Here is a 23,400-nt window from a genome sequence, read left to right as displayed (position 1 = left end):
ATAGTAAGACTGACAGAACTTTAGGTCTGCCAGTCACTGATTCAGAAGAGTTCAAATTAGAACCCAACATCATCATCATTCTTATTTTCCCAGTCATTCATCCAAGAACTTGGATATCCTCCTGGACATATATCAACATAAGCATCAAGTTCATTTTTAATGTTATGCCTGTCCTTTTCAATATATCTTTGGCAGGAAACATCGAAGTCGAACTTAGCAAATCCAGTCTTACCTATAAACTTATGTTTTACTTTCTGAACATAAACAATAGGATAGCTTTCAGTAAAATCTTCGGAGAACTGCCGATAAACTACCATACCATTGTCGGCAATATTGAACCAGTTGGCAGACCCAGAAATATCATAAAGAGTTGGTACTTCAAAAAGTTTGCTGTCTTTCTTGCGTGCCATTTTACGTGGGTGTGCCACCAAGAATAGATGAATATCGTGAATCCTTGCAAAATACTTCAATTGATTCAGAACCTTACCCGTATATATAGTTTCAGAATCACTGCCGTATTGATGCTCAAGAGTGTTCCAAGGGTCGAGTATCAATCCTTTGATGCCATGTTTCAGAACTAATCCACCTGCAGCTTCAAGAATCCTCTCCAAACGATATTCTTCATTATCTGGCAAAATGAAATAAGTATGGTCATTGATAAAATCACGTGCAGTTTCCACTTCATCAAAGGTCATTCGGTTGTTATAATCTTTTAGAAATGGTTTGCCAACCAAAATCTCAATAAGCCGTAATAAATGAATTTCAATGGTTGAGTTCTCAGGTGAAAATATTCCCCAACGCCAATTATGGTTAATTGCCAGTTTTATCATCAACTGATCCATAAAATTACTTTTTCCGTGTGATGGAATTCCTGTAATAATAGTCAATTGAGAACCGTAGAAAGTAATAAGTTCATCAAGGTTTGAATATCCTGACTTAGCACCATTTGGAAATCCATTATCGTATAAGTCTTTGAGTTCATCACGGCGGTCATTTGCATAATGAATGCCTTCAATTGGATAAAGTTCTGCATTATTTATGCATTCTTTGAGCTTATTAGAGCCATACTTTACTAAAACATCATTTGCATCTTTGCAGCCATTAGGATAGCGAACAATCCAACATCTTGACTTTCCAAGCCTTCTTGCCAATTCTTCACGAAGTCTTATTCCTGGAGCATCAGAATCCGTAGCCAAATATATTCTGTGCATATTCTTGAAATATTCAGAACAATTGTCCAAATAATCAAGTTTTGTCTGAATTTGTTTTACTTCAGGATTAATACCTCCATCTGGAACCGAAACTACATTTTGAAATCCTGCAACTTCAAATGATAGAGCATCAATTTCTCCTTCGGTTATAATACAGTCGGTTTGATTCTCCAAGTCATTTAGCTTGTAGAAAACCTTCGATCCACCTTTTACTTGTTGAAATACTTTTTGAGAATTTCTGTATTTGATGTTAGTAAGAATTTCGCCAACATAGTAATTGAAACATATACACCAATCTTCTTTGCCTAATTGAGATAAGAATACTTTTTCAATAGTGATTTTATTTCTATTGATAACTTCTTTAGTTATTTTTCGAGAAGTAAACCAATCATAGACCTTATCTGTTGGAGATATGGCATTAGTTGAAACAGGTTTAGGTAAGAAATACTTTACTTCTTTCTTTTCAAATAAACCACCCGAATAACCGCAATGATGACAGAACCAATTTCCTTTGTCGGGATTTACCGAAAGGCACTTAATATTCTTATGAGTAGCTTTTCGAGTTGAAGAACATTTAGGACAGGTTGTTCTTTGCTCTCCAAATCTGTTTTTGTCTATTCCATATACACCAAAATCTTCAAATTTAACAGACATAGTGTTTTCTCCTAAAAGGGTAAGTCATCATCAGAATCTACTTGTTGATTTAGAAAATCATCAGTTGTTTCGATTTTAGGCTTTGGTGGATTTGTATCATTGTCTTCCATATACAAGTTGTAATCAGGGTGGTTATCTTTCTTCTTGTTATTCTTGAAAACAAAGTATTTAACTCCGTCAATTGTTTTACCTGATAAGAAAGTATCGCCCTTTTTAGATATTGATTTATATAATCCAGTTATCTTAATCATTTTATTTTTCCTTTCAAATATGCATATTTTTTAATTAATTCGTTAAAGGAGAGCCTTGCGGCTTCTTTGAATTCAACTCCGAAATCAAATTCAAGTATAGCCGCACGCTCTTCAAATTCATAGAAGTCAATACTAAAGAACAGTTTGCCTTGATAAAGACCATCAATTTCGATATACTTTTGTGCTTTTGTTTGAACAGCTTTCATCATATCACCATATCATTATCAGCGAACAACTTCTTTTTGAATTCAAGAACATTAGCAGGCATCCAAGAATTATAAACCCATTTCATTGAAAACTCAAGCATTGTCTTCTCAAATTCTTCTTGATTCCAATTTTGTTTCTGCATAAGTTCAAAAGTGAAATCTGCTTTTTTCCGAAACTTACTGCTCACGTTAAGCAAATCTTGGTCTGGGAAAAGTGAATCCATAATTGCCAAGAATTCACTCTTTTGCTTTGACCCAATCTGGTCTTTGGACTTGTTGTCCCTGACTTGTGCCATTGCTCTTACTCCTTTGCTTAAATTTCTGCAAAAACATATCGTAGTAAAGTACTCCGTCTTTTGACTTGTTTCGTAACTTACAAGCAGAAAGAAAATTACCTTGTTCACCCCAGAAAGAATCTTTCCTTGCCCATTCGGTTACTTGATAGACTTCATCCCTTGAACGCTTGTCAATCCTCACAAGTTTGTCGAAAGTATCCGCCCAATTTTTCAAATCTGCTTCAGTAACCTTTTGAGTGGGTGGCAAAAGCCCCTTGAAAAAGTTTGCATATTCCTTTCCTTCTTCCGAAATCTCCGATTTCGGAGGAGAAGAATTAAATATTTCTTTTTCTTTTACTTTAATTTCCTTTAATTTGTTGCTTTTTGTTGGCTCGCTGTTAAGTTCTGTTGAAACACTGTTCAAGTTTTGTTCAAACATAACATCAGAAGTGTTACTATTTTGCTCTAACAATGCTTTAGCATAATTGCCGTTTGTTTGAGCAAGATTACTATCTTGTTCTGCAAAATTGGAAGTTTGTTCTGAGTTTTCTAATGCTTTCAGTCTTCTTGCTTCAGCACTTTTGAGACCTGCTTCAACTTTCTTTTCCCGTTTGTTAATGTATGTTCCTTTCCTTGTGCGAAGTGATTCACTCCAGAAATTATCTCCATCACTAACAAACAGACCGTATTCAACGCAAGAATTGATGATATTAGTAAGAAGTTCTACTTCCATATTCAAACTATAGGCAATACCTTTTACGTGCTTATGGCTTAATTGAGTGTCCTGATTTTCAAACATCATTTCAATCAATATCCAAAAAGCACCATAACCGGTGATACCGTAGTCAGCTCTTAGGCATAGAATCTTTTCATCATTCCTTGCATTTGTGTCGTGAGAAAAATAATATGCTTCTTTCATAACATTAACTGGTTATTTATTACAAAATCTTGATTTAAGATATTGCCAAAATATTCTAAACGGCAATTACTATTACCGTAAAATAGTCTGTCAATATTAGAACAAGATTTATCTCCACCAAATCTCTCTATCAGTGGTGTTATTGCATTTCTGTAAACTTCTGCTTTATTGATAAACTGTTCTATTACGAAGACAATTCTAAACCTATTAAACAGTTCTTGATGGCTTGGTGTGGTATAAACAAAAAGTGCATTCTCTATCACAAATTGGTCTATAAGTGCTTCTTCATAGCTTATGTATCCTTCTTCTTTGGACTTAATTCTTTTATCATATTTCTTAGTAACATTGTTATAAGATTTTATATCATTATCAATGTCGATAGCAAGAATTTGTGCCGAATCAATGTCCTTTATTGAAGGTTTCCTACCATTAGCATTTGCTCTTAATATACCTGGAGAAAATGCTAAGCCCTTTTGAATATGGCTTGCGAGTTCTTGACCTGTATATTCTATGTTTCTCCAACCATAAGTTGAAGGATTTGCCTTGTTAAGCATATTCTTATTGATGCTTAGTTTAATTTTTAATGATTCTTTATTTTCCATAGTTTTCTCCATTATTAAATAACAGCCCGACTATTAGGGGGAATGGCATATAAGAGGAAGAATATACCTAAAATAGCCGGGCAATCATTCATTATGCAACAAGTTCTGTATGAATATTTAAGTCAGAATCACCTACTTTTGTAACTATCATCTGTAATCCAGAATCAATTGCTTTTGTCTTGAATTCGTTAAAAGTATCTTTGTCAAGTCGTTCAATTCCGTCCACACAAATAATTCCAAGTTCGCTTGCTCTTATTTTTGCTACTTCAACTGCAATTTTTACTTGTTCGGCAGTATTCAGTTTGTCGAATACAATGTCTTTGCAATAGATTTCGCCTTCTTTGATTTCAAGGTCTTTAATTGGTAATTCTTTTAAGAGATTTTCTTTGAGCTTTTCCAAACCTGTTAATGCATTGCTTAACTTATCTGTTTCTTCTTTAAGCATTAAACATTCATTGTGAAACTGCTCAACTAATTCACGTGTTTTCTCTTGGTTTTGATATTGTTTGTGTTGCTCCTGAAGCATAGACAATTCTGTAATAAGCGGTAAATACTTATCTTCAAACTTTGAATGAATCTCGGTTTTTTGGTTTTCAAACCAATCATAGATTTCTTGTTTGCTGCTCTCGTGTTCGAGCCGAATCCTATTCATTTCATCTTGAAATCTTTCTTCTTCGTTGTCAAGTTTCTTAATTCTGATATTAACTGCTTGGTCTAAGAACATACTTTTTTTACCTTCCATTTCACCTTTTTTATTCTCCAAAGATTTAATCTTTTCAAGCAATTCATTGGGAGAATAATTCAGTTCTGCTATAGATTCTTTAAGTTGTGTCATAGTAGCAGATTTCTCTTTTAATGCTCTGTTTACACCTGTTCTTTCATCATAGAATTGTTTGTATATCCTGCCGATTACTTCAAGAGCGTGTCCGTTTAAATCATCTCGAACCCTGCCACTCATACCGTTTAAAGAACTCTCAAGATGGTCTTTTGTTAATTTCATTGGAATTGCTTCAAGCAGATAATTAACTCTATTCTTTTTATCTGCAGTTAGAAATTGCACTGGGTTGACTGATAACATATCAATAAGTTTGTCAATATAGGTTTGTGGCTTATTGATTCTGTTACCTTCTTTGTCTAATATTTTAACATCAGACTTATTTAGGGTAACAGTCTTGGTTAGTTGAACTCCATCATCGAGAACAAGAACAATTTCACCTTTATCTGTTCCGTTTCGGAGGAGCTTTGCATCATGACCACCGTTTAAGGCGTGTTTAATAGATTCAAGGATTGATGTTTTACCCGAACCATTTCTGCCCTCTATCAAAGTAAATTTACCGGGGTCAAATTCTAATTCTTCTATTCCAAGAAGATTTGCTATTTTGATTTTCTGGATTTTCATATCTAAGTCCCTTTGATTATTTGTAGAATCAATTTGATTTGATGATTGAATAACTTTTTGTTGTTTTGGCTCACTCTTATAGTCCGGAGTGAAATATTCTTCGAGCTTTTGGTTGTGAATAAACTTAACAAAATCTGTTAAGAGCTCATATAGGTCATCACTCAAGTCTGGATAAGCATTAAATGAAAACTGTTCTATATTTCTTAATTCAATTCCATTTACTTTATCTGACAAACAAAATACATTGTAATAAACTCGTTCTGCCTCAAAAATGTCAAGATAGTATTTCCATTGACAAGAATTGAAGTATCTTTCAAAATCAAACATTCCCCAGCAGGTTTTGTTTTCAATTATGTGGTTGCCATATAACTGGTCAACCTTGGCTACAACTTCAACTTCTTCATCTCCAATCTTATAGATTTTTGTTATCTTAACTTCAAATGGTGCGTCTTGAACGATTTTTTCATAGCAAGGAGATATAATATCAAAATCGAACTCAATACCATTTTTTGCTTTGAATACATTCCTTTCGGGAATAAATCTTTCTTCTGCTTTTTCGAGAATATCGTGGAATGCACTACCAAGATCCATATACCTTGACGGAGTAAATTCTCCACGTACCCTTTTGAGAAGGTCTTCAAGTTCAATTGAACCGTTTAAATAGTTCCTAAATGATTCAATAGTAGTTACAGCTACTTTAAGCATAACAATACCTCCGTTTCTTATTCCCAAGATACCTTTTCACCATTGGTTTAGGATTAACAGTATTTAGCCAAATTACTTTGGTTTTGCAAACAGAATCCTTGTCATCTACAAACCAGAGGATACTTATGTACTCTGACATCTTTTCTTCGTCATAGAAAATCTTATAAGAAGGTTTTAACAATGGATTACTTACCTTATGCTTAGAATGAATATAATAGATTATCTCACGAGTAAATACTGAAATTAAAGTATTCAATCTTGACTTGCCCGACCATTGTGGCAATTGCTTTCTGAAATCAATTTGTATCATAAATCCTCCTATCCGAAATTAAAGTCTGGTTCTTCAATTTCTATAGATTCCTTTTTAGATGTTGATTTGATTGTCTTTGCTATTTCTACAACTGCTGGTGCTTCAGTTTGAATTTGATAGAACTTCTTTTCATCTTTATTGAACTCTAAGTTCAGTTCTTTTGCACGGAGTTGGATTTTGTCCCAAATTTGCTTTTTTACTCCGTTTTTCATACTTGCAAGCTCTGGTAAAAAAGTGTTTATATCTGTCAAACTGCTCATACCTTGAACTTTTAAAGATAATTCTTTGATCAGTTTTATCGTGTCTGCTTGTGATTGAGTTTGACCGTTTATTGCAGATTTCATATCTTTAACTAATCCTGCAAAGAAATCCGGATTGTTGTTGAAATCAGGGATAGTCATTGCACTGAATTTAGCAGAATTTTTGCCAATCCAATAGTCAGTTGGATTGAAATCTATCGTTCTCTTATTATCTTTAATGAATAGATACCCTACAAAATCAGCTGTTTGTAGAACTCTGTCATAGCTCCCGCCTGTGATGGCGGGACGCTTGATTCTCAAATCACCTTCTTCCTTTTCTCTTACGTGAGCTATCATAACAACGTCTTTGCCAAGTGTTTTGAGTTTACCAACAAACAGTGAAAACTCATCTTTCAGTTTGCCATAAAATTGCAATTTGTTACGAGCAAGTTTTGGCTCTTGGTCAATTATCCAAGCACCCATATAGTCTAATAGGGTGTCAATGGTGTCAAGGATTACAGTATTGTAACTGCCGAATGTCTTTATTAATTCTCCAATATTATCGTTTATCTGCTTCCAGCTCTCGATAACAAGAACATCCTTCCTGAAATCACTTCTGTGAACGCCTTTGTCAAAATCCAATGTTAAAGGGCTTTCAGCCGTATTTACTAAGCTGGTTTTACCTGAACCAGGTTCTCCGTAAATAAGAATGTTGACTGTTTCAACGATTAAGGGTTCGTCTGATTTAACTATTTTAAACATATTAATTTACTCCTGATTTTATTAAAAAAACTGAAATTAAAAGCAACGCTATTGCTATATATAAGCCTGTTATGACTAATTTGTCGAGTGTTCTTTTCTCAAATGGAGATAAGTAATTGAATTTCTTTAATTTCAAAGGTTTCATCTCAATCTCCTAATTCATTGTTAGCTGTTGATAATGCTTAACTGCTGGTCTGTCATAGGTTTCTATATTGTTTAGAATACTCACCGAAGCAGTCTCAAGTTCATATCTGGTATCAGGTTGAACTTTTTGAGCAAGATATGTAATGCTTTGAACTGCACCGAAACCTGTTGTATCACCACCTTGAATAAAGTAGTTCAAAAGTTCATTCTTGCGTTCTTCTGAAAAGTTCAATGATAGACTGATATTTTGAATAGCATCTACGGGATGTTCCAATACTTTTGATCCTTTCAATGACATATCATCAAGAACATTTCCAAGGTAGTTTTCTGAGAGATAAGCATTCACGGCATCTTTTACTTGGAATTGAATTAGTTCAAGTTCTTTCTGCCTCGTGTTTTCACTCCAATCAAAACTGCCGATTTCCATTTTAGTTCCAAGATGTCTTTCGGCAATTTTATCCTTTTGGAGGATCATTCCATTTCGGCAAGCTAATACCATTAATCGTGGTGCTATTGTGAATGTTGCGTGCCCTGTTTCAGAATTTGAGAGGATAAAACCTGAACAAACCCCAAAACCACTATCGTTGTTTGAACCGTAAGGAACTTTATAATTTCTGAGTAGTTCCGGTGCTGACTTAACTATTTCCGGTGCTATAAACCTAACATACATTCTTTGTTCTGTCAAATCTGCACTATCAATAATTACTTTCTGGTCGGATTGTCTTATAGCTTCAAGAGCTGTTATTAATATGTCTAAATGGTCAATTACTTTGAATCTGTCTGATAAGAAAGCTCTTGCTATACCACTACCTCCGTTGTTATCTACAAAGCTTCTTAGGAAGTAGTTAGCAGGTTTTCGGTTTAGCCACTCAGTAACATTATAGTCGAGCATATCAACTGCTTCTTTACGAAGTCTTTCATAATATCTGCCAGGAATACCAAGTTTGTCTGATATTTGAGCGTGGCAAGAATCTGTAATATCGAAATAGTCGGTTTGCGAATCATTCGATATTGTGATTCCCGAATTTGATAAAAGGTTGAATAATTCTTTGTTTGGTTTTGAATCAGTCAAAGCAAGTTTCCCTTCTATCATTTTGAGTGAAGTAGAAGGAACAATTAAGTCCTTCTTCCTTAGCTTTTGACTCTCAAGCTCTTTTACCAAAGAACCCAAGTCAATTTTAGAAAAATTTGTTTGTTCCATAGGAAAATTCTCCTTATTTTTGTAGTTGAAAATTATAATGATTTTTAAAATCCTTTTGAGTACCATTCAAAGGGATTTTTTCGTTTTTATTCTTGCTAATGTAATCTGCGATTGCTTCTCTTACCTGCCAAGTTATAGGTTTTCTGATACCTTGCTCACGCAGGTTCTCACGGATTTCATACATATCTGATACTTGTTCAGGATTCAACTTCATCATATACATCTTGGGTTACTCCATTGATTTTCAAACCTAATTTTGCTATGATAGGGACTATTTCCATTTCGGAAACACTCCTACCGCCGTTTACATCCCAAAACATATCGAACCACCAACGCATACCCGGTAATCTGAATCGCCAAGTAGAGAATCGTGCTACATTGGTTTTGACCAAGAAAACAAAAACTGACCTATCTTCTGCTGTCTTGAAACTTCCAATTGGCTCAACATCTGAATCAATTTCATTTTTGACAAAGCTAATAAAATCGGAGAATTCTTCTTCTTTTAAAATACATCCTTCCCATACTGCTATTACTTTACCGTCTGGAGTATTCCAATCTGCTTCTTCTGAAAACCAAGTTGATGGTTCATCGGTTTGACTAAATAACCTTCTCATTTTTCCTCCAACTCAAAGTAACCTGAAATATCATTCTCGCTTACTATTTGGAGAAGGTTAAATTCCAACGCATTTGCATCCTGCCTATCTCGGCATTGGAAATACAAGGAACGAAATTCATAATTCAAGGCATCAGCATTGAACTTTGATTTACTGATGATAAGTTTCATCTTGTCAAAGTCTTCATTCGAGTTGCAAGTGAAGATTAGTTGCATTATTCATCCTCCTCAGAATCTTCGCCAAGTTCTGAAATTGTATCATCAACAGTTAGCAAAGAACCACCTAAAAATTCGTGTTCTTTGAGAATAGCTGTTTTGATATGAGCGTACCAATAACATTTAGCACGTTCTTTTGTCATACCTTCTGGTAGAAGGTCTTTAGCTTCTTCGAGTAATTCAAGCATTTGCTCTTTAATCTCGGTAAGCCTTTCAATTGCTTCTGCATTTTGCATAAGTTTATCCTTATATTATTTATAAATAGCTCATAGTTATTCTATGAGGCAAAAATTTCAGTTCTGAAAAATTCTTCAATTGATTTATTTGACAATACTGCAGATTCTTGTCTGCTTCTTACCAATTTATTTTGCTTTGGCTTCTTGATTTCCAAATCACGCAATTCAAGTTTCCTTTCATGGTAAGCTAAAACTTCACGATATAGGGTTTTTAGATACTTCCTGCCATCGCTTGCATTTGTATCAACCCACGAGCGGATTTCATTTGTCTCCATAAGTTTTTTAGCTTTGGAATATGCTACTTCTAAGACTTTGGCTACTTCAGAAGGTCCAAGCTCTGTTTCGGATTCTATATGTCTTAGTTGTTTCATTATTTAATCGATTAAAGTATAGACAAATTAACAGTTCTTCAAAGTTGTTTTGTTATGACCTGAAAATAAGGCTTGCAAAGAATCCCTTATTAGCATTACAGCCGCATTTGCCTTGGGGCGTTTCTCAAGCTCTGCAAAGGCAACAAGCATGTCATGCTCTTTCTTGTTCATCGAGAGCATAACGTGATATTTTTTCTCACCTTTGGGTCTTCCAATATTATTTTTCATATCAACCTCATTTTGTTCTTGTAATAGTTCCAAAATTTTACTATTTTTGAATAAGTAGAATTTACAAAAATGTAAATTTAACTAATACAAAAATAGTTAATTTTGAGATAAATTACAAGAGATTTTTTCAAAATTTTCAATTTTTTTTGAACTTTTTTTGAATTAATTAGGTTTAAGACAAAATGGAAATGGAATTTGGGAAACGGTTAAAGACTTTCGTTGTAGCTGCCTACGATGAAATAAGAGATTTCGCTGCTGATTGTGGCGTTAGTCCAAGCACTGTCTCTATGTGGTTTGCAAGCAAAAAAGTGCCCGGTGCGGAATCTGTAGAAAAGATTTACAATGCTGGTTGCTCAATTGATTGGCTAATAAGCGGGAACGGTGAAATGCTTGCTATGAACGAATCGGGCAAGAAAATCCGTGAAAAACTAAATATGCCGGATTCCGAACAGGAAGAAATCCATTCTATTACCTATGAGAAAATGGTTCAAGTGCCTTTCGTCAAAGACCTTCGTGTACTTCTGCGTGAAGACATTAAGGAACTACTGCAACAAGCTCTTGCAGGTCAAAAAATCAAATAATGTAAAATATCAGAAATGGAGAATAAATGGAAACTTTAGTAGTTTATGCAGAACCTATTGAAAATTTTGTGAAATTACCTTCACTTATTTCTGCTTTTTCTTGTGGATTTGGGAGTCCTTATGACGATGGATATGAATTCCACGATGTTCCTGAATCTGTTGCAAATAAAGCAAAAGATGGATATGTTATTGAAGCCACAGGTAAAAGTATGGAACCTGTTATTACCGAAGGGGACAAACTTTTAATTGACCACGATTTGCCACCTCAGAAGGGTGATATTATCGTAGCATATCTTAATGGTGATTTTCTAATCAAGACTTATAAGCCTGTTAATGGTCAAACTATTCTGCTTTCTCAAAATATGGATTATGACCCGATTGTTGTTAATCCTGAAGATAACTTTCAAGTTCTGGGTGTTGTAATTTATAACTTAAAGAAAATAAATGGTAGAAGCTAAAGATGACTTATGATGAATATATAAAGATAGCTGATGATAATGATTTGTATTATTTAACCAAGAACCTTCTAATCAAGGAACATCAAGGTTATGTTAAATCAAGCAAAATATTAGACTTGTTGCAAAAGGAAGCATCTCGTAGGAACGCTTCTTTTGTAAACGATGCTTTAAATGAAATAGCTCTTTATATTCAAGCAAACGAGGATTTTCAAAATGTTTTCAGTGAGCACTTGACTACTTTACCGTTTAATCACAATAAGTTAAATGGTGACATTCATAAAATACTTAACCACCCTGTAGTTTTAAGCAGAAAGAATGGTCTCCAAGATCAAGAACCTACAGTTATAGAAAGTTGCTTTGAATCAGAAAGTGATTACTTCTTTTGTAAAGTTAAGGGAAATGATCTGTTTGATGATGTAAATAGCGATACTTTTGGTATTGTTGTTAGGAAAAAAAGTAATCCATTGAATGGGCAAAATATTGTTGTCAATTATCAATCTAAAATCCAAGTAAAGAAGTTCTACAAAAAAAATGGTAAGGTCTGGTTAATGTCTGGTAAAGACAATTCCAACAAAGTTGAAGTTCAAGAAGATGAATTTAAAATATTAGGAGTTGTAACTCAAGTAGTTAAGGAGATAAAAAGATGAGATTAAATCAATATTCAATCAATTCATTTTTAGAATTCTTCTTCGCTACTTTGACCGATTCAATTTTTGGTATATTGAAGTTGGGTAGCTATATAATTAGAGGCTTAAACTGATATGGCAAAACTATATCCAGAATATAATCAATTACTTAAAGAAAATCCTACTGAGGCAGAATTAAGGATTATCGAACTCGTCAATAAATTTGACGATTCCTATGAATTGTTCTACAAACCTTTTCTTAATGGTGATATCCCAACCTTTGTTTTGGTTAAGAAATCTTACGGTCTGTTTATTTTTGAAGTATTTACTGATAATATTTTTGATTATGAAATTGACAATAAATATCTTAAAAAGAAAAGCAATGATGGGGAAATTGAACTTGTTTCACCTTTTGCAAAAGTTGACACACTTAGAACTCATTTTATAAATTTACATTTCAAAGAACTTTTCGAGAAATTGTTAAAAGATTACCATTATAGGAAGATTATCAATAGTGTAGTTTACTTGCATAATACTTCTTCCGATGAATTTGAAAAATGGTATAGCTCAAACTTTTCATCTAAAAAGTCTTGGAAATTATTTGATACTCAAGTAGTTACAAACGATACCTTAACTAAAGAAAGATTCTATAGAATGTTTCAATTAAGCGGTTTTCAAACTAAGAGTAAATATTTTTCCGATGAACTTTATAAACAGCTTTTCAGATACTTGAAACCTTCCTATCATCGTATTGATAATGGAACATTCATCAACTTTTCCGATGAACAAATAAAGATTCTTCGCAATCCAAATAATGCAAAACTTAGGAAAATAAGAGGCGTTGCTGGTTCAGGGAAAACTCTTTTATTAGCCAAAATGGCTGTAGATGAATATGTTAAGACTCAAAGAAAGGTTTTAATTCTTACATATAACTTATCTCTAAGAAACTACATCTATGAGCAAATTAACAGAATTCCTTCGGATTTCTCCTGGGATGGTTTTGAAATTAGAAATTACCATGAGTTCTTTAAGTACAAGGCAATGGAATACAATCTTCAAATCAAATATATATCAGATTTCGAGAACAGATACTTTTTTGATAGAGTGAAAGACCAAATTACTCGTTACAATACTATATTTATTGATGAAATTCAGGATTATAAAGAGCATTGGGTAGAAATAATCAAAAAGTTCTTTTTAGCAGAAGGCGGTTCTTATACGGTTTTTGGAGATGAAAAACAGAATATTTACGATAGACCAATGAATCCCGAAGATGACAAAAGACCTTATACTGGCGTACCGGGTAAGTATTGGAACATATTGGAAGAAACGGCAAGACTTTCAGATACCATTAGAGAGTTAGCCCAACAATTCCAGGAAACTTTCCTTGGCAATAAGTATAGGAAAGATTTAATAAAGCAGACATCAGTATCCATAGATTTTTCAAATGCATTTGGTACTACAACGAATACAGTCAATTATCAACTTTTATTAAGAGGTAACAACAGCACCTATGATTTGTATAAGTATATACATCAAAAAGTTAGAGAATTGAATGTTCATCCACACGATATTGGAATATTAGGTTCGAGGGTTGAATATATCCGAGACTTATCATTTCTGTTTGAAAATATGGACGGCGAAAAAACTACCCTTATGTCCGAATCTAAAGAGGAATGGTGGAGGTTGCTTCTATCAGATACTCAAATCGTTCCTATTGAGAATAGAATTGATAAGTTTTTCAAACCTATGATTCAATTTTGTCCTTCTTTAAAGGCACTTGCTTCATATACTCAAAACGAAAATGAATTATATGAAAAGTTGAAAGAGCATTATTTAAGTGAAGCAAAGGGAACAGTTTTAAGTGGTGAAAGAAATTCAAATGATTTTAGAAAATGTATAGAAGAATTTGAAGTTACAGAGCATTTGATTGCACAAGGTAAAATCACTCTTGAACATTTCTATCCTGACTGGCATCAGTTAAATAACAAGATTTTGCAAGATAACTTGAAACCTGAAATTGCTACATCATTTAGGAAACTAACTCAAAAATCAACTGTTTTCGACTTCAACAAAGCAGTTAAAGTTCTACCTTCAATGATTAAGAAAAAGTATGAAACTCAAATTCAGTACTTAAAGAATTTGGCTGAATCATATAACTATCTTACTGACCAACTTGAAACCATTAGGAGAAGTAAGAAGTTGAATTTCCGAATGAAAACAGACGGAACGATGAAACTTTCAACTATTCATAGTTTCAAGGGTTGGGAGATTCATACATTATTCTTGATTCTTGATGGTCAGGAAGAAGACCAGAAATTCCTTACTGATGAACTTGTATATACCGCAATAACAAGAGCAAGATTTAACATTGTTATACTCAATCTGGGGATGATGAAATATCATCAATTTTTTGAAAATTCAATAAGATTAGGAATATAAAGAAATGAAGACATTATCAAAAGCTGGTATAGTAATTGACAAAGATTCAATAATGAAATGTTGTTGTAATTATATAAGAAAAGTATGTTGATTTGGTGTAATAATTTAAGTCGGATTATGTATAACTTTATAGGTTATTTAAATGGAAATTAAAACAATTTTAGCTCAAATAGATATTGGTACTTTTGCACTGCCTGAGTTCCAAAGGGGTTATGTTTGGAATCGTGACCAAGTAAGAAAAATGATAACATCTTTATATAAAGGTTATCCAATAGGAAGTTTGTTGGTTTGGACAACAAAAACTGATGGAGCTACTGTCAGGGGTGACGGAGCTGTTTATCCTGGAACTGTCAAACTGATTCTGGATGGTCAGCAAAGAATAACCAGTTTATATGGCATTATTCGTGGAGTTCCTCCAAAATTTTTTGATGGTAACTCTACAGCATTTACTGGTCTTTATTTTAATTTGAAAGAGCAGGAATTCGAGTTCTTTTCACCTTTGAAAATGAAAGACAATCCATTTTGGATAAATGTTACCGAGTTAATGAAATCAGGTTCTGGTGTATTTATCGGTAAAATTTACTCTCTACCTGACGTTCAAAATGATATTCAGAAATACATTGATAGGCTTAATCAGTTAGACAGGATCAAAGACATTGACTTGTTTATTCAGGATGTTGTAGGAGAAGACAAGACCATTGATGTTGTTGTTGACATATTTAATAATGTAAATAGCGGAGGAACTAAACTTAGCAAAGGTGACTTAGCTCTTGCTAAAATATGTGGTGAATGGTCAGATGCAAGAAATGAAATGAAGAACTTGTTAAGTAAATGGACTAAGGCAGGTTTTAACTTTAAATTGGAATGGCTTTTAAGAAACATTACAACTCATGCTACCGGAGATGCTTATTTTTCTGCACTTAAGGACATCAAAACAGAACAATTTAAATCCGAGTTAAAAGAATCAGAAAAAGCAATTGATTTCGTTCTTAATCTTATATCATCAAGGCTTGGCCTTGATCATGATAGAGTGCTTGGTAGTCGTTATTCTATTCCTCTAATATTAAGACTTATTAAACAGAATCCTAAATTAAAAAGTGATTTGAAAAGCTTAGATAAAATTTTGTATTGGTATATTCATACTTTTCTTTGGGGGCGTTATGCAGGTTCTACAGAAAGTGTTTTATCTCAGGATCTAAATATTGTGGAATCTCAGAACAAATCAATTGATGATTTAATCCAGATGCTAAGACAAAACAGGGCAGATTTAAAACTATCACCTCAAGATTTTAGTGGATGGAGCACTGGAGCAAGGTTTTATCCTCTTCTTTATATGCTAACCAGAGTTTGCCATACTCGAGATTTAATGACTAATATTGAACTAACAAATCATCTTTTAGGCAAAATGAGTAGTCTCGAAGTACATCATATTTTTCCAAAAGCACAGCTTTATAAATTGAATTATTCAAGAGCTGAGGTTAACGCTCTATCTAATTATACTTTTCTTACTAAAGATACAAATCTTTATATATCGGATAGACTTCCATCAGATTATCTAAAAGAATTTTCTGATAAAAATCCTGGAGTACTCGAGTCTCATTGGATACCAACTGATGAATATCTATGGAAGATTGAAAATTATCTCGATTTTATGGAAGCAAGAAAGAAATTACTTGCTAAAGCAGCTAATGATTTTTTGAATCAATTATACTCTGGCTCTGTTAAGGAAAGTGAAATTCAGGATTTTGCAAATAGAGAAGTTATCACCACTACTGATATTTTAGGTGGTATTGCAGATGAAGAAGAAGAATCAATTATCAAAAACATTAATGAATGGATTTTATCAAAGGGTTTACCTGCTGGAGAATTTCAGTTTGAACTTATCTTTGGTGAAAACAAAACTGCTATAATAGATTTAGCATGGCCAGACGGTATTCAAACAGGTTTAAGTAAACCTGTAGCTTTTATTCTAAATGAAGAAAAAGAGCTTGAAGAAATTTTGAATAAGGCTGGATTTACATTCTATACAGATTCTGAAGATTTAAAAAAATATATTACAAATGAAATCTTGGGTTCAATTAATACAGACTAATATTTTGGAGTCACAAGGTAATAGAATACAAACGAATTTAAGAAAAGAGATGAAAAAAGATTATGCGTAAACAGAAAATAACATTAAGCCAACTTGAAAATTTCTTGTTTTCTTCGGCTGATAAAATTCGTGGCAAACTTGATGCTTCGGAATTTAAGGAATATATTTTCGGGATGTTGTTTATTAAAAGGATGTCCGATGAATTTGAAGTTAAATATCTTGAACTAAAAAAAAGGTATTCTTTTCTCGAACAACTGCAATTAGAGGATATTTTAGAAATTCCCTCCTCTTATTCTGATACTTTCTTTGTTCCTAAAAGGGCAAGATGGTCAGAAATTAAAGATTTGAAGGAAAATGTTGGAGAATCGTTAAATATCGCTATTTCTTCTTTGGAAGAATATAATGATGCATTGCGTGGCGTTTTGGCAGATAATATAAATTTCAACAAGACTGTTAACAACAAGCAAGTTCTTTCAAAACAGCAGCTTATTGACCTTATAAATCATTTTAATAATTTTCCGAAATTGATAAACGAGAATTTCGAGTTTCCTGATTTACTTGGAGCGGCTTACGAATATTTGATTAAGTTCTTTGCCGATTCTGCAGGGAAAAAAGGAGGCGAATTTTATACTCCTAATGAAGTAGTTCGATTAATGGTACAGATTTTAAAACCTCAAGAAGGAATGTCTGTTTACGACCCTACTGTTGGTTCTGGAGGTATGTTGATTCAATCTATGCAGTATGTTGAGGAGCAAGGGCAGAATCCAGATAATCTACTTCTATTAGGTCAAGAATCAAATGGTACTGTATGGTCTATTTGTAAAATCAATATGATTCTTCATGGAATCAAAGACCCAAGAATTGAAAATGGAGATACTATACTCGAACCTTTGCACAAACACGAGAATGGAAGACCTAAAGATGATTTTGATAGAGTTATTGCTAATCCCCCGTTTTCACTTAACTACAATAAAGCAAATATACAAAATCCACAGAGATTCAAGTATGGCTTTGCTCCTGAAACAGGCAAAAAAGCTGATTTGATGTTTGTTCAACACATGATTTATAGTTTGAATCGTATCGGTAAAATGGCGACTGTTATGCCTCATGGTGTTTTGTTTAGAGGTGGTAAGGAAAAAGTTATAAGGGAAGGTATTGTCAAGGATGGAATTATTGATTCAATTATTAGTTTGCCTGTTGGTTTGTTCTATGGAACCGGTATTCCAGCTTGTATTTTAATTGTTGATAAAAACAAACCGGAAATAAGAAAAAATAAAATCCTATTTATAAATGCTGATGCTGAATTTGCTGAAGGTAAAAGGCAAAATAAACTTAGACCTGAAGACATAGAAAAAATAGTATTTGTATTTGATAATAAACTTGAGATTCCTAAATATTCAAGACTGGTTGACATAGCAGAAATTGAAGAAAATGACTTCAACTTAAATATTCGCAGATATGTTGATAATACTCCAGAGCCTGAACCCGAAGATGTTAAAGCTCATTTGATCGGAGGAATTCCTTTAATCGAGATTTCGAGTTATCAGAAATTTTTCAATAAATTTGACTTTGATTATAAAGATGTATTCTACAAGCAAGACAAAAATTATCAACTTTTTAAAGATATAATTCAATCAAAAGAAAGTATTAAACAACTAATAGAATCACATCAATCTATCATAAATACATATCGAATTCTTAATAAGAAAATCTTAGAATGGTGGGAGGAAGCTAAAACCAAATTTGATAATTTTAAAAATGAGGTCAAAAATAATGAGATTAGATATGGTGTCGTTGCTGAAGGTATTGCAGATTACCTTACAATTAGCAATGGAAATATTCCAACTATCAGAAGCGAATTGATGTACTTACTAAAGAAAAATCTTTTGACATCAACAGTTTTAGACGAGTTTCAAGCCGCCGGTGTGTTTGTAAATTGGTGGCAGAATATAAAATATGATTTAAAAACAGTTTCATCATCTGGGTGGGAGCCAAACATTATTCCTGATGAATACATTATTGAGAAATTCTTTGCCCTTGAAAAGGAAGAAATAAATATAACTGAAGCTAAAATTTCAGAAAAAGAGTCGGTTCTTGATGAAATTATTGAAGATATTGACTATGAGCCGGATGAAGATGAAAAAGTTACTTTAACAACCATTAAAGAATATCTTCAAAATCAAATCAATGACCTTGAAGAATTAAAAGATAAGAGCGCTAAGGTAGAAAAGAATAAATACCAAAAGCAATTGAATAGCATTAAAGCTACCGAATCAGAATTGAAAGAACTCAATAAACTATTTAAGACTAAAAACACAGACTTGATTCTAAAAATTGAACTTAAAAAATATGGTATTGATGACTCTATTGCAGACTATCAATCTGCTTATGATGAAGCTCTTGCTGAACTCTCAAAGTTTAACGAAGAATTGAAAAAAGTTCTTTCCAATGCCCAATTGGATTTTGATGAAAACTCTACTTTGGAAGAAATTATTAAAGCTATTCAATCCAATATCAATAAGCTAAAAAAATCAAAGGATAAAATCGAGAATCAGAAAAATGGTTTCTATCAATCAAATCTGAAAATATTCCAAACTCTTAAAAAGAGCTTTGACAAAATGCAAAGCCAGAAACTTATTATCGAAGTAGCTATAAAGAAAATTGAAATTACTTTCAAAGAAATAGGAGGTCAAATTACTGAGGAACAAGCTAAAGAGCTAATTCTTAAAAAGCTATTCGACACGGCAAATAACGAATTGCTAAGATACCTCAATTTCGAGAAAAGAGCTTTAATCTCTGCTCTCGAAAATCTATGGGATAAGTATTCTACTCCTTTAAAACAGATTGAGGCAGAAAGGAATGATACTCTTGAAAAGCTATATAAATTTTTGAAAGAGTTAAAGTATGTTTGACAATCAAGAACGATATTAATATGAAAATTTTAAAAGGGAATCTTATGAATTTAGATGATTTTGCGAAAATTGGTAGTGGTATTGGTGGGATTATTGCACCAATAATTACTTTAATATCTCTAATATTTGTATATTTGGCGTACTCGAGACAAATTGAAGCAAATACATTGATGCGAGAATCACAAACACAACAATCAATACAATCAGATATTAGTGGTTTATATAAAATGATAGAAAATTTAAAGTTCTACCCTACTGTTAAGGAAAACAATACAGAAATGGTTGTTGAATTTTCACAAAGAGCTTCAATTGAGGTTTTTGCAGATTTGTTTAGGGCTTCTGATAATCATGATGAACTCCTAAACAATGTATTCTTTGAAGATTTATATTTTGTTATAGGCAGATTCGATGTTGTACTTACCAGAATTTTCTCGGCAAAAATTAATGATGACTTGAAATATGAATTATTTAGAGATATTTCTTTTCTGTATTCTTCAAAGTGTATGAAAGGTATGACAGAATTGTTAGCTGTTGAAGAATTTGATAAAAAGCTCAATGCAACAATTGGTTCAACAGGGATTAATAAGGTTGACCATTATAAAATGATGCTTGATGCTCACAAAAAATTCATGGACTTGATTTTAAAATTACAAGTGTAAGTTAGGAAAAAAGAAAAGATTATGAGCAAGTGGGAAAAAGTAAAGTTAAAGGATATAATAGAATTCACAATTTCTGGGGAATGGGGTTATGAACCAAAGCAAAGTGAATTTTCACTGGTACTGCGTTCAACAAATTTTACTGATTTTGGAGTAATTGATTATTCTGATATTGCGAGTAGATTTGTACCAGAAAGTATTCTTAATAAAAAAAGAATTAAAAAGGGATATTTGCTTGTTGAAAAATCTGGTGGAAGTGATAAAAAACCTGCTGGTAGGGTTGTTTATTGTGATAAAGATTTTGAAGGAACTTGTTCCAATTTTATTGAAATTGTTAAGATAAATGATAAATATGATAGTAAATACATTTTGTATTTTTTCCTTAATAACTATCATTCTGGGAGATTAAACAAATATCAACAACAGACAACGGGGATTATTAATTTTAAATTTAATGAATATCTCGAAGAATTTTGTTTTCTTCCAATAGATAAATCCATCCAATCCCGAATAGCTGAAATACTCACTACTGCTGATAAAGCAATTGAAGAAAGCGAAAAGCTAATTGCTAAATACAAGAGAATGAAAACCGGAATGATGCAAGACCTGCTTACTAAAGGTATAGATGAAAACGGAAATATACGCTCTGAAGCAACTCATAAATTCAAAGATTCGCCACTTGGCAGAATACCTGTTGAGTGGGAAGTGAAGAGATTGGAAGAGGTTTGTATTTATGTCAGTGATGGCTCGCATTTTAGCCCTAAAGCACGAGAAGAAGGTTTTGTTATTGGCAATGTAAAAGATATGGAAGAATTTGATTTTAATTATAATTCTTGTACTAAAATTTCTATCAGAGATTACGAAGTCCTTGTTTCACAAAATTGTCAGCCTCTGAAAGGTGATATTCTTTTATCTAAAGATGGTACTATAGGCAAAGTATTTGTATTTAATAAAGATAAAAAAATTGTAATCTTGTCATCAATCGCTATATTGAGACCATCGGACAAATATTCTTCTTTATATTTATCATATTTATTGAAATCTCAATACTTCAATAAAAATCTAATAAAATTTATATCTGGAAGTGCTCTTAAAAGAATTGTGATAAGAGATATAAAAAAAATGATATTTCCTTTGTCTTCTGATGAAAGAGAACAAAATAGAATATGTGATTATTTAAGTGAAATTGATTCTTTGGTTTTTGTAGAAACAGAAACCCTTTCTAAGCTCAAACGTCTTAAAGCCGGGCTAATGAATGACCTTTTGAGTGGAAAAGTGGAAGTAGTTGATAATTGAAAGTTGATAGTGGAGAATTGAAAATTGAAAATGGAGAATTGAAAGTTGAAAATGGATAATTGAGAGTTAAAAAAAAGGAAATATAAAGTATTATAAAGGCAAAACAAAGTGTTTTAAAGGCAATGTGAATTGTTTTAAAGGCAAAATGAAGTATTTTTAGGGCAATACAAAGCAATTTAAAGGAATTTTTGAGTTATTTAATGAAAAAATGGATTGAATTTATGATTTTTAGAAATAAAAAAAACAAATGAAAAATTATTAAGAAGGATAATTATGTCAATACCAATAAATGTAAACGAATTACTTTCAGGTAAAGTAGTTGAATATGAACGGATTGAATTTAAAAAAGGTTGGAACCCTTCAAAGATAATGCAAACCGTTTGCGGCTTTGCCAATGATTTTGAGAATCTTGGAAGCGGATATATAGTTGTTGGCATAGAAGAAATCAATGGTATGATAAAACGCCCGATTGAAGGGTTCCCTATTGATGATTTTGACAAAATCCAAAAAGAACTGATAGGTTATTGCAATTTGATGAGTCCGGCATATTTTCCACATATATCACTCGAAGAATTTGAGAATAAAAATTTGCTTGTATTATGGGTACCGGCTGGTAGTAACAGGCCATACAAAGTACCTAAAGATGTAACTTCAAAACATAAAGTTTGGGAATATTACATAAGGCAATATTCAAGTACAATTGTTGCTAATATCGAACAACAAAGAGAGCTGATTTCACTTACAGCAAATATCCCATTTGATGATAGAATTAATCGAAATGGTAAAATAGAAGATTTGAGTCTTACTTTAATTAAAAACCACTTGTATGAAATACGAAGTAAATTATATAATGATAGTTTGAAATTAACAATAGAGGAAATTTGTAAACAAATGAACCTATCGGAAGGAACTTCAGAAAATCTTTATCCTAAGAATATTGCATTGATGATGTTTAGCGATGCTCCTGAGAATTATTTTCCGAATTGCCGAATAGATATCATTGAATTTCCAAACGGAATCACTTCAAACAAATTTTTTGAAAAATCTTTCACAGGTCCTATTCACATCCAATTGCGAGAAGCATTGGCATATATTAAAAGCAATATTATCAAGGAAAAAATAATTAAAGTTAAGAACAGAGCCCAATCAATAAGATTTTGGAATTATCCCTACCAAGCATTGGAAGAAGCACTGGCAAATGCTGTTTATCATAGAAATTATGAGATAAATGAACCAATTGAAGTAAGAATTTTACCAAACTCAATTGAAATAATTAGTCAAGGCGGGGTTGAACCATCAATTCGACCTGATGATTTGACAAAAGGTATAATTAGGGCAAGAAGATATAGAAACAGACGGGTAGGTGAATTTTTAAAAGAATTAAAACTAACTGAAGGCAGGGGAACAGGTATCCCAACCATCTTAAATGAACTTGAGAAGAACGGTTCACCATTACCATCCTTTGATACTGACGGAGATAGAAGAATGTTTTTTATTGTAGATATTCCCATTCATTTAGATTTTATCAATCCGATTAGTAACCAAGATAGTAACCAAGATAGTAACCAAGATATTTTTATATTAATTTTTTGCAAAGAACCAAAATCACGGAAAGAGATATTTGATTCTTTGGGTTTATCAAATCAATACAAAAATTTCAAAAATCATATAGAACCTCTTATAAAAGATGGATTACTTGAAATGACCCTTTTAGATAAACCAAAAAGCAAAAATCAGAAGTATATAACAACTAAAAAGGGTATCATTTATTTTGAAAATAAAGATTAAGGAATAA

General features: G+C 32.5%; 26 protein-coding genes. 9 read left to right on the top strand and 17 right to left on the bottom strand.

The genetic code is table 11. From position 1 onward, the window contains the following. Nucleotides 1-56: 56 nt before the first annotated feature. The 17 genes from KF896_05425 to KF896_05345 all read right to left on the bottom strand — a co-directional run bounded on the left by KF896_05425 (nt 57) and on the right by KF896_05345 (nt 10,575). Nucleotides 57-1,865: a toprim domain-containing protein gene (locus KF896_05425; GenBank protein ID MBX3043138.1), complete on the bottom strand. Its 1,809-nt coding sequence runs from the start codon at nt 1,863-1,865 to the stop codon at nt 57-59. 11 nt (nt 1,866-1,876) lie between these two features. Beyond that, the gene (locus KF896_05420; GenBank protein MBX3043137.1) at nt 1,877-2,116 is read right to left on the bottom strand and encodes a hypothetical protein; all 240 of its coding nucleotides are present in this window, start codon (nt 2,114-2,116) and stop codon (nt 1,877-1,879) included. Then, nucleotides 2,113-2,325, bottom strand: a complete 213-nt coding sequence (locus tag KF896_05415) for a hypothetical protein (protein ID MBX3043136.1) — start codon at nt 2,323-2,325, stop codon at nt 2,113-2,115. Before KF896_05415 ends, KF896_05420 begins: the two co-directional genes overlap by 4 nt. After that, entirely contained in the window at nt 2,322-2,618 is a 297-nt protein-coding gene (locus KF896_05410) for a hypothetical protein (GenBank protein ID MBX3043135.1), read from the bottom strand. The genes KF896_05415 and KF896_05410 overlap by 4 nt, the downstream gene beginning before the upstream one ends. Continuing rightward, nucleotides 2,560-3,516 carry a DUF4373 domain-containing protein gene (locus tag KF896_05405; protein MBX3043134.1) on the bottom strand — a complete coding sequence of 319 codons (957 nt, stop codon included), beginning with the start codon at nt 3,514-3,516 and terminating at the stop codon, nt 2,560-2,562. Before KF896_05405 ends, KF896_05410 begins: the two co-directional genes overlap by 59 nt. After that, the gene (locus KF896_05400; GenBank protein MBX3043133.1) at nt 3,513-4,070 is read right to left on the bottom strand and encodes a hypothetical protein; all 558 of its coding nucleotides are present in this window, start codon (nt 4,068-4,070) and stop codon (nt 3,513-3,515) included. The genes KF896_05405 and KF896_05400 overlap by 4 nt, the downstream gene beginning before the upstream one ends. A 139-nt stretch (nt 4,071-4,209) precedes the next feature. After that, entirely contained in the window at nt 4,210-6,222 is a 2,013-nt protein-coding gene (locus KF896_05395) for a hypothetical protein (protein ID MBX3043132.1), read from the bottom strand. Further along, entirely contained in the window at nt 6,215-6,532 is a 318-nt protein-coding gene (locus tag KF896_05390; protein MBX3043131.1) for a hypothetical protein, read from the bottom strand. The genes KF896_05395 and KF896_05390 overlap by 8 nt, the downstream gene beginning before the upstream one ends. Nucleotides 6,533-6,540: 8 nt before the next feature. Beyond that, nucleotides 6,541-7,533: an ATP-binding protein gene (locus KF896_05385; GenBank protein MBX3043130.1), complete on the bottom strand. Its 993-nt coding sequence runs from the start codon at nt 7,531-7,533 to the stop codon at nt 6,541-6,543. 1 nt (nt 7,534) lies between these two features. Continuing rightward, nucleotides 7,535-7,678 (bottom strand): hypothetical protein, encoded by a 144-nt coding sequence (locus KF896_05380; protein MBX3043129.1) that lies wholly within the window; start codon nt 7,676-7,678, stop codon nt 7,535-7,537. Between the two features lie 9 nt (nt 7,679-7,687). Next, complete coding sequence (locus tag KF896_05375; GenBank protein ID MBX3043128.1) at nt 7,688-8,878, bottom strand: hypothetical protein; 1,191 nt, start codon at nt 8,876-8,878, stop codon at nt 7,688-7,690. Nucleotides 8,879-8,891: 13 nt separating this feature from the next. Then, on the bottom strand, nt 8,892-9,095 hold the full coding sequence (locus KF896_05370; GenBank protein ID MBX3043127.1) for a hypothetical protein: 204 nt from the start codon (nt 9,093-9,095) through the stop codon (nt 8,892-8,894). Beyond that, nucleotides 9,076-9,492 carry a hypothetical protein gene (locus KF896_05365; protein ID MBX3043126.1) on the bottom strand — a complete coding sequence of 139 codons (417 nt, stop codon included), beginning with the start codon at nt 9,490-9,492 and terminating at the stop codon, nt 9,076-9,078. The genes KF896_05370 and KF896_05365 overlap by 20 nt, the downstream gene beginning before the upstream one ends. Then, nucleotides 9,489-9,707 (bottom strand): hypothetical protein, encoded by a 219-nt coding sequence (locus KF896_05360; GenBank protein ID MBX3043125.1) that lies wholly within the window; start codon nt 9,705-9,707, stop codon nt 9,489-9,491. Before KF896_05360 ends, KF896_05365 begins: the two co-directional genes overlap by 4 nt. After that, the gene (locus tag KF896_05355; protein MBX3043124.1) at nt 9,707-9,943 is read right to left on the bottom strand and encodes a hypothetical protein; all 237 of its coding nucleotides are present in this window, start codon (nt 9,941-9,943) and stop codon (nt 9,707-9,709) included. The genes KF896_05360 and KF896_05355 overlap by 1 nt, the downstream gene beginning before the upstream one ends. A 41-nt stretch (nt 9,944-9,984) precedes the next feature. Further along, the gene (locus KF896_05350; protein ID MBX3043123.1) at nt 9,985-10,314 is read right to left on the bottom strand and encodes a hypothetical protein; all 330 of its coding nucleotides are present in this window, start codon (nt 10,312-10,314) and stop codon (nt 9,985-9,987) included. A gap of 27 nt (nt 10,315-10,341) precedes the next feature. After that, complete coding sequence (locus KF896_05345) at nt 10,342-10,575, bottom strand: hypothetical protein (protein ID MBX3043122.1); 234 nt, start codon at nt 10,573-10,575, stop codon at nt 10,342-10,344. 155 nt (nt 10,576-10,730) lie between these two features. Here KF896_05345 and KF896_05340 point away from each other — a divergent pair, with 155 nt between their 5' ends. The 9 genes from KF896_05340 to KF896_05300 all read left to right on the top strand — a co-directional run bounded on the left by KF896_05340 (nt 10,731) and on the right by KF896_05300 (nt 23,393). Next, nucleotides 10,731-11,123 (top strand): helix-turn-helix transcriptional regulator, encoded by a 393-nt coding sequence (locus tag KF896_05340; GenBank protein ID MBX3043121.1) that lies wholly within the window; start codon nt 10,731-10,733, stop codon nt 11,121-11,123. A 26-nt stretch (nt 11,124-11,149) separates the two neighbouring features. Continuing rightward, on the top strand, nt 11,150-11,581 hold the full coding sequence (locus tag KF896_05335; protein ID MBX3043120.1) for a S24 family peptidase: 432 nt from the start codon (nt 11,150-11,152) through the stop codon (nt 11,579-11,581). Nucleotides 11,582-11,583: 2 nt separating this feature from the next. Then, a complete protein-coding gene (locus KF896_05330; protein MBX3043119.1) occupies nt 11,584-12,228 on the top strand; it encodes a hypothetical protein in 645 nt (214 codons plus the stop codon). A 114-nt stretch (nt 12,229-12,342) separates the two neighbouring features. Then, nucleotides 12,343-14,649, top strand: a complete 2,307-nt coding sequence (locus tag KF896_05325) for an AAA family ATPase (GenBank protein ID MBX3043118.1) — start codon at nt 12,343-12,345, stop codon at nt 14,647-14,649. Between the two features lie 142 nt (nt 14,650-14,791). Beyond that, entirely contained in the window at nt 14,792-16,741 is a 1,950-nt protein-coding gene (locus KF896_05320; protein MBX3043117.1) for a DUF262 domain-containing protein, read from the top strand. Nucleotides 16,742-16,803: 62 nt separating this feature from the next. Continuing rightward, a complete protein-coding gene (locus tag KF896_05315) occupies nt 16,804-19,653 on the top strand; it encodes a type I restriction-modification system subunit M (protein ID MBX3043116.1) in 2,850 nt (949 codons plus the stop codon). 20 nt (nt 19,654-19,673) lie between these two features. Further along, nucleotides 19,674-20,312: a hypothetical protein gene (locus KF896_05310; GenBank protein MBX3043115.1), complete on the top strand. Its 639-nt coding sequence runs from the start codon at nt 19,674-19,676 to the stop codon at nt 20,310-20,312. A gap of 21 nt (nt 20,313-20,333) precedes the next feature. Then, the gene (locus tag KF896_05305) at nt 20,334-21,605 is read left to right on the top strand and encodes a restriction endonuclease subunit S (GenBank protein MBX3043114.1); all 1,272 of its coding nucleotides are present in this window, start codon (nt 20,334-20,336) and stop codon (nt 21,603-21,605) included. A 273-nt stretch (nt 21,606-21,878) separates the two neighbouring features. After that, nucleotides 21,879-23,393: a putative DNA binding domain-containing protein gene (locus KF896_05300; protein MBX3043113.1), complete on the top strand. Its 1,515-nt coding sequence runs from the start codon at nt 21,879-21,881 to the stop codon at nt 23,391-23,393. Nucleotides 23,394-23,400: the final 7 nt, after the last annotated feature.

This window comes from Ignavibacteriota bacterium (assembly GCA_019637995.1).
Taxonomy (GTDB): Bacteria; Bacteroidota; Ignavibacteria; order Kapaibacteriales; family UBA2268; genus JANJTB01.
Note: the sequence above shows the minus strand (reverse complement) of the source record. Positions and strands in the feature narration are given on the sequence as shown.

Coding starts and splice junctions, on each gene's coding strand:
- KF896_05330 (MBX3043119.1), top strand. CDS start 11,584: ATGACTTATGATGAATATATAAAGATAGCTGATGATAATGATTTGTAT.
- KF896_05425 (MBX3043138.1), bottom strand. CDS start 1,865: ATGTCTGTTAAATTTGAAGATTTTGGTGTATATGGAATAGACAAAAAC.
- KF896_05370 (MBX3043127.1), bottom strand. CDS start 9,095: ATGATGAAGTTGAATCCTGAACAAGTATCAGATATGTATGAAATCCGT.
- KF896_05390 (MBX3043131.1), bottom strand. CDS start 6,532: ATGATACAAATTGATTTCAGAAAGCAATTGCCACAATGGTCGGGCAAG.
- KF896_05300 (MBX3043113.1), top strand. CDS start 21,879: ATGTCAATACCAATAAATGTAAACGAATTACTTTCAGGTAAAGTAGTT.
- KF896_05415 (MBX3043136.1), bottom strand. CDS start 2,325: ATGATGAAAGCTGTTCAAACAAAAGCACAAAAGTATATCGAAATTGAT.
- KF896_05380 (MBX3043129.1), bottom strand. CDS start 7,678: ATGAAACCTTTGAAATTAAAGAAATTCAATTACTTATCTCCATTTGAG.
- KF896_05315 (MBX3043116.1), top strand. CDS start 16,804: ATGCGTAAACAGAAAATAACATTAAGCCAACTTGAAAATTTCTTGTTT.
- KF896_05320 (MBX3043117.1), top strand. CDS start 14,792: ATGGAAATTAAAACAATTTTAGCTCAAATAGATATTGGTACTTTTGCA.
- KF896_05355 (MBX3043124.1), bottom strand. CDS start 9,943: ATGCAAAATGCAGAAGCAATTGAAAGGCTTACCGAGATTAAAGAGCAA.
- KF896_05385 (MBX3043130.1), bottom strand. CDS start 7,533: ATGTTTAAAATAGTTAAATCAGACGAACCCTTAATCGTTGAAACAGTC.
- KF896_05305 (MBX3043114.1), top strand. CDS start 20,334: ATGAGCAAGTGGGAAAAAGTAAAGTTAAAGGATATAATAGAATTCACA.
- KF896_05410 (MBX3043135.1), bottom strand. CDS start 2,618: ATGGCACAAGTCAGGGACAACAAGTCCAAAGACCAGATTGGGTCAAAG.
- KF896_05365 (MBX3043126.1), bottom strand. CDS start 9,492: ATGAGAAGGTTATTTAGTCAAACCGATGAACCATCAACTTGGTTTTCA.
- KF896_05360 (MBX3043125.1), bottom strand. CDS start 9,707: ATGCAACTAATCTTCACTTGCAACTCGAATGAAGACTTTGACAAGATG.
- KF896_05350 (MBX3043123.1), bottom strand. CDS start 10,314: ATGAAACAACTAAGACATATAGAATCCGAAACAGAGCTTGGACCTTCT.
- KF896_05395 (MBX3043132.1), bottom strand. CDS start 6,222: ATGCTTAAAGTAGCTGTAACTACTATTGAATCATTTAGGAACTATTTA.
- KF896_05420 (MBX3043137.1), bottom strand. CDS start 2,116: ATGATTAAGATAACTGGATTATATAAATCAATATCTAAAAAGGGCGAT.
- KF896_05310 (MBX3043115.1), top strand. CDS start 19,674: ATGAAAATTTTAAAAGGGAATCTTATGAATTTAGATGATTTTGCGAAA.
- KF896_05405 (MBX3043134.1), bottom strand. CDS start 3,516: ATGAAAGAAGCATATTATTTTTCTCACGACACAAATGCAAGGAATGAT.
- KF896_05340 (MBX3043121.1), top strand. CDS start 10,731: ATGGAATTTGGGAAACGGTTAAAGACTTTCGTTGTAGCTGCCTACGAT.
- KF896_05325 (MBX3043118.1), top strand. CDS start 12,343: ATGGCAAAACTATATCCAGAATATAATCAATTACTTAAAGAAAATCCT.
- KF896_05335 (MBX3043120.1), top strand. CDS start 11,150: ATGGAAACTTTAGTAGTTTATGCAGAACCTATTGAAAATTTTGTGAAA.
- KF896_05400 (MBX3043133.1), bottom strand. CDS start 4,070: ATGCTTAACAAGGCAAATCCTTCAACTTATGGTTGGAGAAACATAGAA.
- KF896_05375 (MBX3043128.1), bottom strand. CDS start 8,878: ATGGAACAAACAAATTTTTCTAAAATTGACTTGGGTTCTTTGGTAAAA.